14 protein-coding genes are annotated in these 15,766 nt (G+C 30.9%); 9 read left to right on the top strand and 5 right to left on the bottom strand.

Going from position 1 to position 15,766, the window contains the following annotated elements:
- The first annotated feature begins 259 nt into the window (after nucleotides 1-259).
- Nucleotides 260-610: a DUF2200 domain-containing protein gene (locus AC3ASS_RS11085; protein WP_488283593.1), complete on the top strand. Its 351-nt coding sequence runs from the start codon at nucleotides 260-262 to the stop codon at nucleotides 608-610.
- A 232-nt stretch (nucleotides 611-842) separates the two neighbouring features.
- Here AC3ASS_RS11085 and AC3ASS_RS11080 read toward each other — a convergent pair whose 3' ends face one another.
- From AC3ASS_RS11080 to AC3ASS_RS11070, 3 genes are read right to left on the bottom strand one after another with little or no spacing between them, the layout of a single operon-like run.
- Nucleotides 843-2,051, bottom strand: coding sequence for a cation:proton antiporter (locus AC3ASS_RS11080; protein WP_488283592.1), 1,209 nt, complete (start codon nucleotides 2,049-2,051; stop codon nucleotides 843-845).
- A gap of 9 nt (nucleotides 2,052-2,060) precedes the next feature.
- Complete coding sequence (locus tag AC3ASS_RS11075; RefSeq protein ID WP_488283591.1) at nucleotides 2,061-2,555, bottom strand: cation:proton antiporter regulatory subunit; 495 nt, start codon at nucleotides 2,553-2,555, stop codon at nucleotides 2,061-2,063.
- A gap of 57 nt (nucleotides 2,556-2,612) precedes the next feature.
- Nucleotides 2,613-3,179: a tyrosine-type recombinase/integrase gene (locus AC3ASS_RS11070; RefSeq protein WP_488283590.1), complete on the bottom strand. Its 567-nt coding sequence runs from the start codon at nucleotides 3,177-3,179 to the stop codon at nucleotides 2,613-2,615.
- Nucleotides 3,180-3,544: 365 nt separating this feature from the next.
- Here AC3ASS_RS11070 and AC3ASS_RS11065 point away from each other — a divergent pair, with 365 nt between their 5' ends.
- From AC3ASS_RS11065 to AC3ASS_RS11035, 7 genes are all read left to right on the top strand, one after another.
- On the top strand, nucleotides 3,545-5,071 hold the full coding sequence (locus AC3ASS_RS11065; RefSeq protein WP_488283589.1) for a spore germination protein: 1,527 nt from the start codon (nucleotides 3,545-3,547) through the stop codon (nucleotides 5,069-5,071).
- Nucleotides 5,072-5,097: 26 nt separating this feature from the next.
- Nucleotides 5,098-6,189: a Ger(x)C family spore germination protein gene (locus AC3ASS_RS11060; protein ID WP_488283588.1), complete on the top strand. Its 1,092-nt coding sequence runs from the start codon at nucleotides 5,098-5,100 to the stop codon at nucleotides 6,187-6,189.
- 24 nt (nucleotides 6,190-6,213) lie between these two features.
- Nucleotides 6,214-7,323, top strand: coding sequence for a GerAB/ArcD/ProY family transporter (locus AC3ASS_RS11055; RefSeq protein ID WP_488283594.1), 1,110 nt, complete (start codon nucleotides 6,214-6,216; stop codon nucleotides 7,321-7,323).
- A 470-nt stretch (nucleotides 7,324-7,793) separates the two neighbouring features.
- On the top strand, nucleotides 7,794-9,149 hold the full coding sequence (locus AC3ASS_RS11050) for an MATE family efflux transporter (RefSeq protein WP_488283587.1): 1,356 nt from the start codon (nucleotides 7,794-7,796) through the stop codon (nucleotides 9,147-9,149).
- Nucleotides 9,150-9,465: 316 nt separating this feature from the next.
- Entirely contained in the window at nucleotides 9,466-9,606 is a 141-nt protein-coding gene (locus tag AC3ASS_RS11045) for a hypothetical protein (protein WP_488283586.1), read from the top strand.
- 17 nt (nucleotides 9,607-9,623) lie between these two features.
- Entirely contained in the window at nucleotides 9,624-10,325 is a 702-nt protein-coding gene (locus AC3ASS_RS11040; RefSeq protein ID WP_488283585.1) for a GTP pyrophosphokinase, read from the top strand.
- A 7-nt stretch (nucleotides 10,326-10,332) separates the two neighbouring features.
- Nucleotides 10,333-10,938 (top strand): TetR/AcrR family transcriptional regulator, encoded by a 606-nt coding sequence (locus tag AC3ASS_RS11035; RefSeq protein ID WP_488283584.1) that lies wholly within the window; start codon nucleotides 10,333-10,335, stop codon nucleotides 10,936-10,938.
- A gap of 234 nt (nucleotides 10,939-11,172) precedes the next feature.
- Here AC3ASS_RS11035 and AC3ASS_RS11030 read toward each other — a convergent pair whose 3' ends face one another.
- Entirely contained in the window at nucleotides 11,173-13,365 is a 2,193-nt protein-coding gene (locus AC3ASS_RS11030) for a YhgE/Pip family protein (protein WP_488283583.1), read from the bottom strand.
- Nucleotides 13,366-13,813: 448 nt separating this feature from the next.
- On the opposite strand from AC3ASS_RS11030, the gene AC3ASS_RS11025 reads away from it, so the two are divergent.
- On the top strand, nucleotides 13,814-14,554 hold the full coding sequence (locus AC3ASS_RS11025) for a beta-ketoacyl-ACP reductase (RefSeq protein ID WP_488283582.1): 741 nt from the start codon (nucleotides 13,814-13,816) through the stop codon (nucleotides 14,552-14,554).
- Nucleotides 14,555-14,631: 77 nt separating this feature from the next.
- On the opposite strand, the gene AC3ASS_RS11020 is transcribed toward AC3ASS_RS11025, so the two are convergent.
- On the bottom strand, nucleotides 14,632-15,417 hold the full coding sequence (locus AC3ASS_RS11020) for a TerC family protein (RefSeq protein ID WP_488283581.1): 786 nt from the start codon (nucleotides 15,415-15,417) through the stop codon (nucleotides 14,632-14,634).
- Nucleotides 15,418-15,766 lie beyond the last annotated feature (349 nt).

Raw genomic sequence — 15,766 nt, 5'->3', positions numbered from 1 at the left:
GACGTGGAACAATCCATGAATGGTTGTTGTGCAAAAAAACTTAATCTTTTTGTGTCCAAAAACTTGACGTAGATCCACAGATTATTTCCTCTTTTTTAGAATAATATATTAATTATATTATAATTCCAAAACTGTTAAAACGTAAAATTTATAAAAAATTTCATCATCATTCATATATCACTTTAATCAATTGTTCAAATTATAGAACTAAGGAAAGTAAAAGATTATAATAAAGAAAACAATATAAGGAATGATGGACATGTCGAAACATCGAATTTATTCAATGAGTTTTGCTAGTGTATATCCACATTATGTAGCAAAGGCGGAAAAAAAGGGGCGTACAAAATCAGAAGTTGATGAAATTATTCGTTGGTTGACAGGCTATAGTCAGGAAGAGTTAGAATTACATTTGGAAAAGAAAACAGACTTTGAAACATTTTTTACAGAGGCTCCCGAACTGAATCCAGCAAGGTCGTTGATTAAAGGGGTTATCTGCGGAATCCGCGTTGAAGAAATTGAGGAACCAATCATGCGTGAAATCCGCTATTTAGATAAGCTTATTGATGAATTAGCTAAGGGTAAGTCTATGGATAAAATTTTAAGAAAATAACGTTACAAAGCAAAACACCGACCAAATCGGCTCGGTGTTTTGTTAACCACATTTTGGGAAGAATTATAATGAAAGAGTATTGATGAATTGAGATAAGGACGGATGGTGAGCATCCAGTATTATAAAAGGGATATAAAACGTAATTTTAGGAAAGATAAAAAAATGAGAACTATATTTATTCTTCAAATAAATAAATAAATCACTCCAATTACGAGTGATTTATTATCTTATCTTAATGACTTTTTTGTGTTTTGTGTTCCCAACGGAAGATTTTATTCAAGAGCTTGTATATCATTTTACTTTCCTTCGCTAAAAATGGTCCTATGATAGCAAGAATGAGGACATAAAGGGCAGTGAAAGGAGTTAATATAGGACTTAACCCCGCAGTGATTCCTAAATTGGCGACAATTATGGAAAATTCTCCTCTTGCCATTATGGTCAATCCAATATTTGTAGATGCTTTATAGGATAAACCTGCATTTCTACCTGAAACGATTCCGGCAATTAAATTTCCTATAATAGTAACAATGACAGCACCTAATGAAAGCCAAATGGCATCAATTAATGTCGAAGGATCAATACTTAGTCCAAAACTAAAGAAAAATATCGCTCCAAAAAAGTCTCTAAAAGGTACAACTAAATGTTCAATTCTGTCGCGGTGTTCAGTTTCAGAAAATACAAGACCTAATAATAATGCCCCGATTGCTTCAGCAACGTGAATAGTTTCGGAAAATCCTGCCACGAAAAATAAGGTGGCAAAGATAACTATAATAAAAATTTCATCAGATTTTATATTTAACCATTTATTAAGTAGGCCTGCACCTTTTTTCGCAATAATAAAGAACAAGATCATATAACCAATCGAAATTAGAACAGAGATACTGATTCCAATAAAGGATGTTGATCCAGCTAGTAAAATACCAGACATTGTTGTTAAAAATAGTGCAAGAAAGATATCATCAAAGAGGATCATTCCTAAAATTAGCTCAGTTTCAGGATTAGCAGTTCTTTTTAAATCTACGAGAACCTTCGCCACAATAGCACTTGAGGAAACGCTAAGAAGTCCAGCAATTATTAGGGTTTCCAACCATGGCATTCCTACCAGTAAACCATATATAACCCCTAAAACAAAGTTTAACGCTACATAAATGCTTCCACCGAAAACAATATTTTTACCTGATTTGGCAAGCTTTCCAACTGAAAATTCCAACCCTAAATAGAATAAAAGAAATAATACCCCAATTCTTCCTAGAAATTGTATAATCTCGTCACTTTGAATAAAAGTTAGATCAATAATTCCAAATGTTGGAGCATGTGGACCTACAAGCATTCCTATTACAATTAAAAAGGGTATAATAGAAAACTTGAGCTTATTAGCAATTATTGAACCAATTGCTATGAGGATAAGTGCAATCCCTACTTCCAGTACTAAATGATTCATCGATATCCATCACCCCTTACTCGTTAGTAAATTTTTTATAATATCATTAATTTGATGTCTTTCTCCTGAAAATACTAATGTATCTCCTGCTTCAATGACTGTCTCTGGTCCAGGGTTAATGGTTTTGTTTGAGCTTTTCTTTTTTATTGCAATAACTGTAATTCCAAATTTATTTCTTATATTTAATTCACCAATTTTTTTATTAACTGCTGGAGCATTTGGTTCAACTTTAAACCATTCAATAATTAATTCATCAAAGGCAAATTCAACAGTTTCAAGCATTTTAGGATTGTAAGCCATTCCGCCAAGTATACCAGCTATTTGTCTAGCTTCTTGATCTGTTAAAGTAACGTTGCTAATCACTTCTTCATAATCGCTTGGATCAAAATGGTAAATCTCTCTTCTTCCATCATCATGAATTACGATCACCAATTTATCCTGACTTCTCGTTATGATTTCAAATTTACACCCGATTCCAGGAAGTTCACTTTCTCTAATATTCATTCAAATAATCCTCCTTATAGGTTTTTATTGATTATATCAATGATATTCTATAATAAATTAAAGATTCACATCAATTTTCGTTTTTATTTCATCAGTTTTAGATATTCCAAGAAATCTTAAAGTTTCTGAAGGAGTAGCATGATTAAAGTGTTTTTGAATTAAGGAGATGGCTACTCCTTTTTTGTATGCATGATATCCAAAGGTTTTCCTTAATGAATTGGTTCCTACTTTGGACTTAATACCAATAGCTTCTGCTGCTTTATTTAATACCCTGTATGCTTGTTGACGTGAAATTGGCCTTTTCGTTTTCGAAGATTGAAATAAAAAATCTTCACTATTTAATTTTTTTGAAGTAATGTAATCTACTAACGCCTTTTTTACTTTATTGTTTAGAAATATTTCTTTCTTTGTATGTAGTTCATCTGAATGAATAATCAAAAAATCCTTGATTCGACCGTTTATATCAATTACGTCTTTTACTTTTATCGTTAGCATTTCAGAAATTTTTAAACCAGTATTAATCCCGAATACAAATAATACATAGTCTCTTTCCGAATGTTTTTTTAAATATTTTTTTATGGAGTTAATTTGTTTCAAGTCTTTAAACGCTTCTACATACTCCATTGTTGATTACCCCTTAATCAAAGTAACTTAATATAAGTATATTATATGATTATGTTACATTCAAATAAATTGTCTTCATAAATGTGAAAAGAATGTAAGAGCTAGATATGTGGTTGGTTAAGAGAAATTCAGACACATTTTTACTTAGTAGATTTAGCCCGAATCATCCTTTATTGGTTCCTTCTTTTCGTTTTCTCTCATTCAACATAAGCTCCATAAAATATAAGAATTTTTATCCTGCTCCAGCTAATTTAAAAAAAAAGCAAAAACTATTGAACGTTTATGGTAGTCCGTCTTAACATAATTTTCTAATTTGTCATCCATACTAATTATAAAATCATTCTAAATGGGATATAGGAGGATTTATGTTTAGGAAAAAGAGGGTGAGAAGAAAAAAGTTTTCAACTAATTATGAATCTGTTGAGAGAACGATTGATGAAGTATTTGAAAAAGCAAATAAATCATCAGATTTCTCTACGTTTGCTCCATCTGAAGAAAATCCTTCTTTATTAATAAGTTTTTATAAAACGCTTATTGATTCAAATATTCTGCAACAATCAGTTTTGCCTATTTTAATAGAAAAAGCACCGGAACTAAATGGAATCCATGACTTAAAAAAGATCATACCAATTGAAAACATAAAATTTTCAAACGATCCTAAGGAAATAGAAAAATCTCTGCACAATGGAAGTTTAATCATTTATTTTAAGAATCAAATGGATGAATTCGCACTAATAAATATTAGTTTTCATCGATTGGGCCAACGGGAAATGAATGACACTCAAAATGAATTCAGTGTTATTGGACCTAAAATTGGATTTATTGAGGATCTTTTTACAAATATTCATTTAATAAGGGATCATTTAAATACCGCTGATCTCATTTTTGAAGAAATGGAAATTGGAACAAGAACAAAAACAAAAGTTGTACTAGCATATCTAGACGGTATCACAAATCCGGAATATGTGAATACGTTAAGACAAAGAATTAAGGACTTAGATATCGATGTTACTTTTGATAATACACATTTAGAGCAATTGTTAGCCGATAATAATACCACTCCATTCCCTTTATTTATTTCTACAGAACGTGTAGATAGAGTTGTTGGCTCAATCATTCAAGGGCAAGTGGTTTTAATAAGTGATAAATCTTCATATGCCGTTATCGGTCCGGCACCATTAATGGAGTTTTTTTCTAACCCAGAGGATTTTTATCTCCCATTTGTAATTGCATCTTTTTTTAAATTAATACGAATTTTCGGGATGTTATTTTCTATTTTTTCAACTTCATTTTATGTAGCAATTTTAACTTTTCATTTTGAAGTTATCCCAAAGGAATTATTAGGGCCAATCATTTATTCACGAGCTAACGTTCCTTTTCCGCCAGTAATAGAAGCATTATTTTTAGAAGTTACCATTGATCTTTTACGTGAAGCAGGAGCAAGGCTTCCAACAAAAATAGGTCAAACACTAGGTATTGTAGGGGCAATTGTTATTGGTCAAGCAACAGTTGAAGCAGCTTTGACAAGTAATATTTTGCTCATCATTGTGGCATTAGCAGCGTTAACATCTTTTACAACTCCCATTTATAAAATGTCTAATGCAGTTCGATTACTTCGATATCCATTTATTGTTTTAGCTGCGGTTTGGGGAGGATTAGGTATATATGTAGGACTCGTTTTTTTAATTGTTCATTTGGCAAGATTGAAATCATTAGGAGTCCCATATTTAGTCCCTGTTTATCCTTTCCGAAAACAAGCAGTCTTAAGTTCTTTTATTAGACCAAAATATGTTAAATATGATAAGCGTCCATGGTATATGCGACCTTTAAGTATCCTACGTTTTATACCTTCTTCAAATAAAGACAAAGAAGAAGGCTTAAATTCTGAATAACTACTAAAAATTAAGGACTGGAGCAAATGAGAAGAAATCGAAATTATCATGTTCTCACCATTTTGTTTATTTTCTCTGTTCTTATTGTTGGATGTGCAAGAACAAAAATTGTTGACAAAATTGGAATTATACATGTTTATGGGATGGATACTAATGATAAAGGGGAATTAGTTGCGACTGCGTTAATTCCAGAATTTGCAAAAAGTAAAAGCTCAGACATAATTAAATATTTAGAGGAAGAAAATAACAATAGTCCCATTCTTGTATCCGAATTGTCAACAAAAACTAACACTCCTATGCGAATGGCGAAAATTAGAGTTTTACTATTTGGAAATAAATTTGCAAGGACAGGCATTCGGGACATAGTAAAGAGATTTATTTTAACACCAGAACTGGGGACAAATATTCAAATAGCAGTTAGTACAGAATCTGCAAGAGAAACATTAAAAAAATTTAAAAAAGAAAAATCACTTACTTTGGCAGACCAGATTGAACAAAATATGAGAGATGAATTTATCCCGTTCATGAATCTTCATGTTTTTTTAAACAATTTTTTCGGGGAGGGGATGGATGCTTATGTACCTTTAATTACCGTTGATCGACAGGAACGGTTAAAAATTATAGGTCTAGGAATTTTTAAGGGAGATAAACTGAAGTTGCATTTGAACTCAGAAGAATCATCTATCTTCTCATTGTTAGTCGATGAAAAAACAAATGCTAATTATAAAATAGAGCTTGATGGGAATAATAGGAATGAAATGATAGCTATTCGATTTTCCTCTAGTAAAAGTAAATGGGATTGGGATAAAAAAAAGAAAGAATTAAATCTTCGTTTGAAAGTACAAATAACTCTTACACAATATCCTGAACGATTTAAAATGCATGATGAAAAAGATTATACAAAATTAAAAAATATTATTGAAGAAAATATACAAAATGATATACAAGGCATTATAAAAAAGTTCAAAGAAAATGAAGTAGACCCGATAGGATTAGGAAATATTGTTCGCTCACAAGATAGGAACTGGGATAAAAATAAATTTTATCAAATGTACTCAGAGCTACCAATTCATGTGAACGTTGAGTTAGAAATTATCCACTCTGGTCTTGCCGACTGATTATATAGGATGGGAAACGTGAAGATGAATGGAAAAGTCAGTAACCAAGTTTCTTCCTACTTTCTTTTTTTTCTAATGCATGGTGCCCAAACCGGGTTGAGTTTTTTAAATTTTCAATCAAAAATTATTAAAGGAGCGGGTAATGATTCATGGCTTGTTTTAATAATTTTGGGGATCATTACCCAGATTCTATTTCTCATGATGTTATATATTTTAAAACATTCGAGTTCCAAAGATATCATTTCTTTTCATAAAGATGTATTTGGAAAATTTTTCGGAGGAACGTTAAATGTATTGATGGCATTTTATTTTTCGTTAGCAAGTCTCTATGTACTATATAGTTACATTAATATATTACAAATTTGGGTTTTTAGTGGAGTTGCTACGTGGGAATTCTCTTTAATATTTTTAATACTGATTTATTATATTGTTTCCGGGGGATTTAGAGTAATTTCGGCCATTGCTTTTTGGGGGATAGTCATACCTAGTTTTATGCTTTTATCTCTTTTTTATTTAATTAGGTTTTCAGAAATCACTTATGTATTACCTTTGTTTAATCATAGTATTACAGAATATCTACAGTCGGCAAAGGAAGCAGTATCACTTTTTTTTGGATTTGAAACAGTACTTGTTTTTTTTCCTTTTATTAAGGATGGAGAAAAAAACACAAAATGGGGGCATGTGGCGTTAATATATACTACTATTTTGTATACTGTAATTGCATTTGTGACATTTATTTATTTTACTCAAGGAAAACTTAAATATCTAACATGGCCAACATTGACTATGATTAAAATCATTAAATTTTCTTTTTTAGAACGTTTTGAGTTTATTTTTATCTTTACTTGGTTATTAGTCATTTTACCGGTTATTTGTATTTATTTATGGTCAGCGATTAGATCTTTAAAGTTTACGTTTAATAAAGTGAAGCCAACATATTTCTTAATAAGTATTCTAATATTATTTCATTTTTTCAATGTCGAATATATTGAATTACGTAATTATTACATTCTCACTGATATTGTAACTTATATAGGAATGGTTTTTACTTTTGTTTACATTCCAATTCTTTTCATCATTTGTTTCATTAGGGTAAAGTTAAAAAATAAACGTAAGATAAAAGTAATGGGGTAATATGAAAAGAGGGGTGTGATATTGGTAATAAAAAATTTCACCTTTTCAAATTATATAACGAGCGATCTTTATATAAAAAGGTTCCAATTCGTATGATAGAAATGAAAAGACAATAAAAATGAATTGGTAATAACTTTAAACTTGAAATTTTAAAGACAACAAAAATATCGAAACCATCATATCCTGTTTCCGTTGAGAATTCCCCATTCATTCTTAAAGGTTCTTCATAAATTCTAAAATGCGTCATTTTTGTCATTTGCCGTTAGAATACAATAAAACGATTTTTCTACTGTATCAATATGGCCAATTTCTCATGATTTTTCCTTTTGAAAATTTCGCATAATTGGTTCACACGAATTAGGTGTAAAGAAAATAAAAGGAATACTGCCAATAAATATACATGTCAAATCATTGAAAAAGTTGTAAACTAAAATAATAAAAATTTATAGTGTGAGGAGAAACAGATCAACTTGGACATTCAAAAAAATAAATATCAAGATCAATCATTATTTAGTATTACTTGGCCGCTATTTATTGAAATTACTCTACATATGAGTGTAGGGATTATTGCAACCTTGATTTTGAGTGGGTATTCCGATCATGCAGTGGCAGGAGTTGGGGTTGCGACTCAAATTATTAATATTTTTATATTAATTTTCAATGTTACAGCAATTGGAGCAACCATTCTTATTGGTCAAAATTTAGGTGCCAATCAATTAGCAAAAGCTCGCCAACTAGCACGTTCAGCATTTGGGATGAATTTCTGGGGCGGCATGGTGTTAATGGTGGTTGTTATTGTTTTTGCTAACACTTTTTTAAATTTTTATGGACTAAGCGGAGAAGTTTATGATCATGCTTATACATTTTTAACGGTTACAGGACTTTCTTTAATTCTAGAATCAATTGCTTTAGCTTTAAGTGCTGTATTAAGAAGTTACGGACATACGAAAGAAACCATGTTCGTGACAGTAATTATGAATATTATTAGTATTGTTGGATATTTTATTGCTATTAAAGGTTGGTTCGGGATCCCAGTTTCTGGTGTATTTGGTGTTTCGGTTTCAATTATAATTGCTAGACTATTTTTAGTAATGGCTCTTTTTTATTTTGTGTATAAAAAACTTGCTCTAACTTTTCATTTTAAAGACATATTTAAGATTCATAGAGAAGATATGAAAGGATTGCTTTCCATCGGAGTTCCTTCTGCCGGGGAAAACTTGTCGTATCAACTTTCACAAGTCGTTATTACAAGCTTTGTTGCAATAATTGGGGACGATGCATTAGCAGCAAGGGTTTATATTTTAAATATATCGATGCTTTGTTTCTTATTTACAGTGGCCATTGCACAAGGGACTCAATTGTTAGTGGCTCGATATATAGGGGCCAAACAATATGATCGAGCATTAAAACGTGGACTAAAAACGTTAAAAATTTCGATGATGGTTTCAACAATAGTTTCACTTTCTGTTGCATTAATAGGATCTCCAATTTTATCGATATTTACCGACAATCCTGACATTCTAGCGATTGCCATTCCTGTTTTATGGGCAGTTGTATTTATTGAACCAGGTCGTGCAATGAATATTGTTTTGATGGGGGCATTGAAATCTGTAGGAGATGTTCGGTTTCCTGTAGTAATAGGAGTAATTTCGATGTGGGGAGTTGCAGCTGTATTAAGTTACGTTTTAGGTATTACATTCGAATTAGGTCTTTTAGGAGTTTGGCTCGCCCAAGGAATTGATGAATGGTTCAGAGGAATATTTGCTTTACGACGCTGGCTTTCACAACCATGGCTAAAGAAAAAGGCATTAAAAGGAGCAATTTAGAAAGGAAATTTTTAGATATAAAGGGGTGGGACCATTAATATTCTTTTGAAGAGATTAGTAGCAGAAAAAAAGAGAAAAAGAAGGTTAAAATATATTATTCTTCATCTATAAAAAATATGAGAGGTTCATATCCAAATAGTAGTGTTATTTTTATTAAAAAGCCATTATCTTTTAAAAAATAGCTAGGTCCCTTCCTAGCTATTTTTTTTGAACATCCTATAGATATTAAATTGTCAGTTAAGTGACAAAAGATGAATAGATATTGACATGTGACACAGTGTCATATAGCATAAAATTATGGAGGTGACACTGTGTCATGTCTAAACAAAAAACAAATAAAGAAAATGAAAAGAATCAGTCTAATAAAATGAAACGAATTGTGGAAAAGCTTCAAAAATTAGGAGTGCAAGCGACTTTATGTCCTAGGCCAAAGGTCATAAATGTCCAACCAAAATGAAATGAAAGAGGAATAGTATGACAGCTAAGATAGATGTTCACCCATTAAAATTTTCAAAAACTGACTTACTTCGTTTAATGTTACCTTACAAATTCGCTTTAGAGGAAGTAAATACAAAAATAAATATTTTATCTCAAGAATTTCAATATTTTCATGATTATAATCCGATCGAGCACGTAAAATCACGATTAAAAACACCTGAAAGCATCATTGGGAAAATGCAAAGAAAAGGGTTAGACATTACGTTAGAAAATATTAAAGAATTTATTCGTGATATTGCTGGAATAAGAATTACATGTTCGTATAAGTCCGATATTTATAAAATTAGCGATATGTTACAAAGGCAAAAAGATATTACAGTATTTGAAATTAAGGATTACATAAAAAATCCGAAGCCAAATGGTTATCAAAGCCTGCATCTAATTATAAAAATTCCAATTTTTATGTCTGATCGAATAGAGGATGTATTTGTAGAAATACAAATACGGACGATTGCTATGGATTTTTGGGCAAGTTTAGAGCACAAAATTTTTTATAAATATAATAAAGAAATACCTCAACGTATTAAGGATGAGTTAAAAGAAGCTGCAGAAACGGCTAGTCATTTAGATAACAAAATGGAAAAGCTTCAACGTGAAGTGAGATTGATAAAAAAACAATCGAATGATGATAGTCATTTATCTACACCTATTCAATTATTTCATAAGCAGGAGAGTTAGTAGCAAAATGCCAAAAATTACATTTTTCAATCTTCCAGAAAATAAGCGGCAAACGTTAATTAATGAAGCAAGGAGAGAATTTTCGAGAGCTCCTTTATACGAAGCTTCGATTGCTAACATTATAAAAGGTGCAGGTATTCCAAGAGGCAGTTTTTATCAATATTTCGATGATAAAGAAGATATTTATTTTTTTATACTAGGCGAGTATGCGAAAGAAAAAAGGATACAGTTTTTACAAATCCTCAAATCATATAATGGAGATCTTGAAAGGACTTTTCTTCATTTTTATAATGACTTAATCAAGGAAGAAGAGAATTATAGTTTTTTAAGAAATGCATTATTGAATATGACATATGAAACAAAAAAAATATTTGAACGAATGATCTGCTCGAAAGAAATTAATGAGAAATCGATTGAATTTATTTCATCTATAGATCAAACAAAATTAAATGTGACTAATAGTAAGGAACTTTTTCATGCTATACGATTGTTAATGGGGATTACGATTCATAATCTCATACATGCATATGCCTTAAAACTTTCGTATGAAGAAGCAACAGAAATTTACCGATTAGAAATGAACCTTTTGAAACAGGGGTTATTTAATTCATGAAAAAATCTCTCTAATGAAGAATTTATAAAAAAGCGTTAATTTCTTATCATTCAGTTGGATTCAATGTGATAGAAAAAGAAATCTGTTTTTATTTAGAATTTGTATAAAAGCACTCCAATTATTAGGAGTGCTTTTTTAATGAATTTTGAAAGTGAATATGAGTTTTTATAAATAGGATTAACAATCCTTGTAATATGGGAATGCAAAAATCAAACACACATTAACAAATTCAAATCAATGAAATAGATCTGAACTTTTTACCTTTTCTTTAAATTTGTCAGTAATACGATTAATGGCTTCTTTAAAGAAAACACCAATAATCAGAGCTATTAAACCAAAGATGAATAAAAATGTTAAATCATAATACACTTTCTTCCAAACAATCCCTCCGACTGCTTCGCGCATTATGTCAATGGCATATGTAAATGGTAGAAAAGGACTGATCATTTGAAAGAACTTTGGAAGTAAAACGACCGGATATGTTCCACCAGAACCGGCAATTTGCAATACAATCATAATGATTGCTAGTGCTTTACCAACATCACCAAACACTGATACGAGTGTGTATATAATAAGCACAAATACAAGGCTACAGATTAACCCAAAAATAACGAACCAAAATGGAGATTTCACATCAACTTGTATAATAAATAAATCTCCTAAAGTAACGATTAATGATTGAAAAAATCCAATCGTCATAAAGGTGAAAAAACGTCCAAAATAAATTTGCCTTCCTGTAAATTTTTCTTTTTCATGGATATCAGTAGATAATACTGAAATTAGTAGCAAACCTCCAACCCAAATAGCTAAAACAGTATAAAACGGTGTCATTCCCGTACCGTAGTTTGCAATTGCAAAGATTGAATTTTCATTCAAAACAACCGGTTCAGCGAAAAATCCTTTTTCTGCTTCTGGATCATTTTGTAAAAGTTGAATTATCTTATTTATATCGGTTTCACCTTGAATAGTTCGGAGTTTATTCGCTAATTCACTCACCTTATCTTGCACATAAGGAAGTTCACTATTTGCATATTGAAGCATCTTTTTTCCATCTGCCAAATTATTTTTTGTACGGGACAACAATTGTTCAACTTCGGGCAAAGTTGTTTGTACTTCTAGCAAAATTCTCTTTGCATTCGTTAATTGATTTTTCGTTTTTGGAATTTCTTCTTTAACAAACGGTTTAATAGATTCATTATACTCCGTAATAAAAGTGTTTACTTTATTATTGATGGTTTGTGTACGATCTTTTATTCCGGATAAGATATCATCTATTTGTAATTGTTTATCATTTATTAGTGAACTTAATGTCTCCGTTTGATCCAGTATCTTTTGTAAATTTTGTTCTAAAGTATTTATTTGCTCAAAAATATTATCAATGTTATCTTTCAGGTTGCTATTATCTATTTCTTCTGGAGAATTTCCATTTGAATCGGATGGAAGTTTATCCAAAAGTATACTTACTGTATTCTTTATTTTTTCAGTTGATTGAATCATTTCTTCAAGTTTTTCATTGATTGAAGTATTCATGTCTTTTAGATTTGTTAAGTCAATCGATGAAGAGTCAATTTTATTAACAAATTCATTTACTTGTTTGATCATGTTTTGGATTTTCAAGAAGTCATCTTCAAGGGTTGGTGCAATTTCATTAAATTGGTCTTCAGCCTTCTGTAATAGTTGAGTGGTTTTGTCGATAGTTTCCAATCCGTTTGTGGTTATATCTTTTACTTCAGGTATGTAACCCTGCACTTTATCTATAAGTCCTTCTACAAAATCAGCATCACTTGATGATTCATTAAGTATCCTTTGTATTTCAGGCAATTTTTCTTCTAATAAAAATATGTAGTTTTCAAATTTTTTTATATCAGGTAAATTTTTTTCTAATTCTATTCCTAATTGATTAAAGATCTTAAAAATCGTACCGTTAACAGTCGATATAAAATTACTGCTAATTTGCTGAACAATAACACTTGCCCCTTTTTGTGTAATTTTCGGTGCAATGGCATTTATTTTTTCATTAACAAAATATTCAACTTCTGCTTTTTGAGGATTGTCGCTAGTGACTGTCCCCAATCTTTTAGAAAAATCTTCCGGTATGATGATGACTGCAAAAAACTCTCCGTATTTTAATTTCTCCATTGCTTTTTCACGATTGACGAAATGCCAATCCATTGCTTTATTTTTCTTTAATGATTTGACTAAATCGTCACCAACATGAATTTCTTGGTCTAGTATAACTCCACCTTTATCTTCGTTAACAATTCCAACTGGAATTTGATTCGTTTTTCCATATGGATCCCATGAGGCTACGATATTAAACCAAGCATAGAGAGAAGGGATAAAAATTAATCCCCCAATTAAAACTGCGATCACCCAGTTAGTTACAATGTTTTTTATATCATTAGAAAAAATTTTCCAACTCCCCATTGGTATGCCTCCTTATTGTTGGTCGGGGTTTTAAGTTATGCAAATATAATAAATCAATCGTTGAAATCAAATTATCTTTACAAAAAAGTTTTTTGTCGATATATCTTTATTATTTTCATATAGTAAATTCTAACATGAAAACATTGGAAAAGTAATTTTCATACTTCAAAATCTTTTTATTGGAGGTATTTAATAGACTGTTTATTTATAAGTGAGTTAATTTGCGTACATCTGTGATTATATTGTAAAAACTTACGATGTAATTATTCGTATTATGTAATTATATGAAAGTATTTGCAAGTTAACCCCTTTTAGCCAACCTAAACGAAATTAATATTTCGTTAGCGATTAAGAAATCAAAAAAAGGAGAGTTCAATAAGTTCCTCCTGTTTGTTAAAATAATAGAAAATTATCAGAATTATTTTATAAATTGGTAGGGGGGTCATTGATGCGTTTGAAAGGGAAAACGGCGATTATTACTGGAGGGGCGAATGGAATTGGTCTTGAAACGGTGAAATTGTTTGCAAAAGAAGGGGCAAAAGTTGCGATAGCAGATATAAATGAGGAAACGGGAATTCAGAAAGAAAAAGAGTTACAAAAGGAATGGCCAAATATTAAATTTTTTCAAGTTAATGTTGCAAACAGAGAAAGTGTAGATGTCATGGTTCGGGAAGTAGCTGATTATTTTAATGGAATTGATATATTAATTAACAATGCAGGAATAATAAGAGACAAAACTTTAAAAAATCTCAGTTATGAAGAATTTCAGATGGTGATAGATGTTAGTTTAACAGGTGTTTTTCACTGCACTCAAGCGGTACTACCATATTTATTAGAAAAAGGGAAAGGGAAAATTATTAATACATCATCAATCGTTGGAATTGGAGGTAATATTGGTCAAACCAATTATGCTGCTGCAAAAGCTGGTGTGATTGGAATGACAAAAACGTGGGCAAAAGAACTTGGAAGCAAAGGAATAAATGTGAATGCAGTTGCTCCAGGATTTATAGAAACAGAAATGACGAAATCACTTCCAGATCATATTAAGATGCAGACAAAACTAATTACCCCAATGAATCGCTTTGGAACTCCATTAGATGTAGCCTATGCCTATTTATTTTTAGCCTCGGAAGAATCAAACTTCATCAATGGCCATGTGTTGAATGTTGATGGAGGAATGTTGAAGTAATGAATCATAAATGTACATAATCAATGCACCCAATTAGTCGCAATTGGGTGCATTATATTGTTTTGTGATAGCTGTTTTTATTGGTTTGATGCTTTTTCTTTTTCATCGGTAAGATTAGTAGTTGTTTTTGAATTTGTTTTATTTGGATTAGAAGCAAACCAGCCTACGACAGCAATCGAAATCATTACCACCCAAAAGATTGAATTCCATATTGGTCCTTCTACAAAAGTATGTGGAATGATATGGACAGCATCGTGTGCTAGAGTATGCATGAGTAATTTTACTCCAACCCATCCAACAATTAACATTGCAGCCGATTCAAGACTTGGACGAGCGGACAATAATTTAATAAATAACTCTGAAGCAAAACGAATAACAATTAAACCTGCTAATGCACCTAAAACAATGACAATAAATTGTGCAGTATCCATACCACCAATATGTCCAAAGCTTGTTTCAGGAAGAGCAATAACTAGAGCTACCGCAGCTAAAATAGAATCCACAGCAAATGCTATATCCGCTAAGGCTATTTGAGCAACTACACTTTTGAAACTTTTTTCTTTGGTTTGTTTTTCATGATGATCCTTTTTCGTAAAATGTTTGATAGCAATATACATTAAGTATGCTGCTCCAATCGCCTGAACTTGCCAAACATGAAACAAGAAGGAGATGATAAAGATAGCACCAATTCTAAATCCAAAGGCTAATGCTAAACCGATATTTAAAGCTCTTTTTTGTTGATCTTCTGGCAGACCTTTTGCCATAATAGCCAATACTAAAGCATTATCGGCAGATAATAATCCTTCTAGGACAACTAATACTAATAATATAGAGCCGTATTGTAAGAATAACGATAGATCCATATGAAACCTCCATTTGTCTATTGAATTCAGGAAATAAAAAAGACCCTTGAACTATGAATATCATTCATAATTCAAAGGTCTTGTTAACAACTTTATAGTTGCCAATAAAACCGATGGGATTATCCCATGTAATGACGGCTTTATTGTAAAAACTACTCCCCTTTGATTAACTATTCTTTTATTATCCTTAATACTACTATACAAAAATATTAGTGGATTTTCAATAAATTTTCTAAAATCAATAGAATTCTAGTATTCTATTGATTTTATTAATTAATACCTTGTATTAACATAAGTAATTTGTTTTAGGCTTTTAAACCTAGTTTTACCTTTTACAATCTATTCCATT

Source organism: Bacillus sp. JST-5, from assembly GCF_057747715.1.
This window is presented reverse-complemented; position numbering and strand designations above follow the sequence as displayed.

Excerpts from the sequence above, each read along its gene's own strand:
- AC3ASS_RS11085 (WP_488283593.1), top strand. The coding sequence starts at position 260 with ATGTCGAAACATCGAATTTATTCAATGAGTTTTGCTAGTGTATATCCA.
- AC3ASS_RS11080 (WP_488283592.1), bottom strand. The coding sequence starts at position 2,051 with ATGAATCATTTAGTACTGGAAGTAGGGATTGCACTTATCCTCATAGCA.
- AC3ASS_RS11075 (WP_488283591.1), bottom strand. The coding sequence starts at position 2,555 with ATGAATATTAGAGAAAGTGAACTTCCTGGAATCGGGTGTAAATTTGAA.
- AC3ASS_RS11070 (WP_488283590.1), bottom strand. The coding sequence starts at position 3,179 with ATGGAGTATGTAGAAGCGTTTAAAGACTTGAAACAAATTAACTCCATA.
- AC3ASS_RS11065 (WP_488283589.1), top strand. The coding sequence starts at position 3,545 with ATGTTTAGGAAAAAGAGGGTGAGAAGAAAAAAGTTTTCAACTAATTAT.
- AC3ASS_RS11060 (WP_488283588.1), top strand. The coding sequence starts at position 5,098 with ATGAGAAGAAATCGAAATTATCATGTTCTCACCATTTTGTTTATTTTC.
- AC3ASS_RS11055 (WP_488283594.1), top strand. The coding sequence starts at position 6,214 with ATGAATGGAAAAGTCAGTAACCAAGTTTCTTCCTACTTTCTTTTTTTT.
- AC3ASS_RS11045 (WP_488283586.1), top strand. The coding sequence starts at position 9,466 with ATGTCTAAACAAAAAACAAATAAAGAAAATGAAAAGAATCAGTCTAAT.
- AC3ASS_RS11040 (WP_488283585.1), top strand. The coding sequence starts at position 9,624 with ATGACAGCTAAGATAGATGTTCACCCATTAAAATTTTCAAAAACTGAC.
- AC3ASS_RS11035 (WP_488283584.1), top strand. The coding sequence starts at position 10,333 with ATGCCAAAAATTACATTTTTCAATCTTCCAGAAAATAAGCGGCAAACG.
- AC3ASS_RS11030 (WP_488283583.1), bottom strand. The coding sequence starts at position 13,365 with ATGGGGAGTTGGAAAATTTTTTCTAATGATATAAAAAACATTGTAACT.
- AC3ASS_RS11025 (WP_488283582.1), top strand. The coding sequence starts at position 13,814 with ATGCGTTTGAAAGGGAAAACGGCGATTATTACTGGAGGGGCGAATGGA.
- AC3ASS_RS11020 (WP_488283581.1), bottom strand. The coding sequence starts at position 15,417 with ATGGATCTATCGTTATTCTTACAATACGGCTCTATATTATTAGTATTA.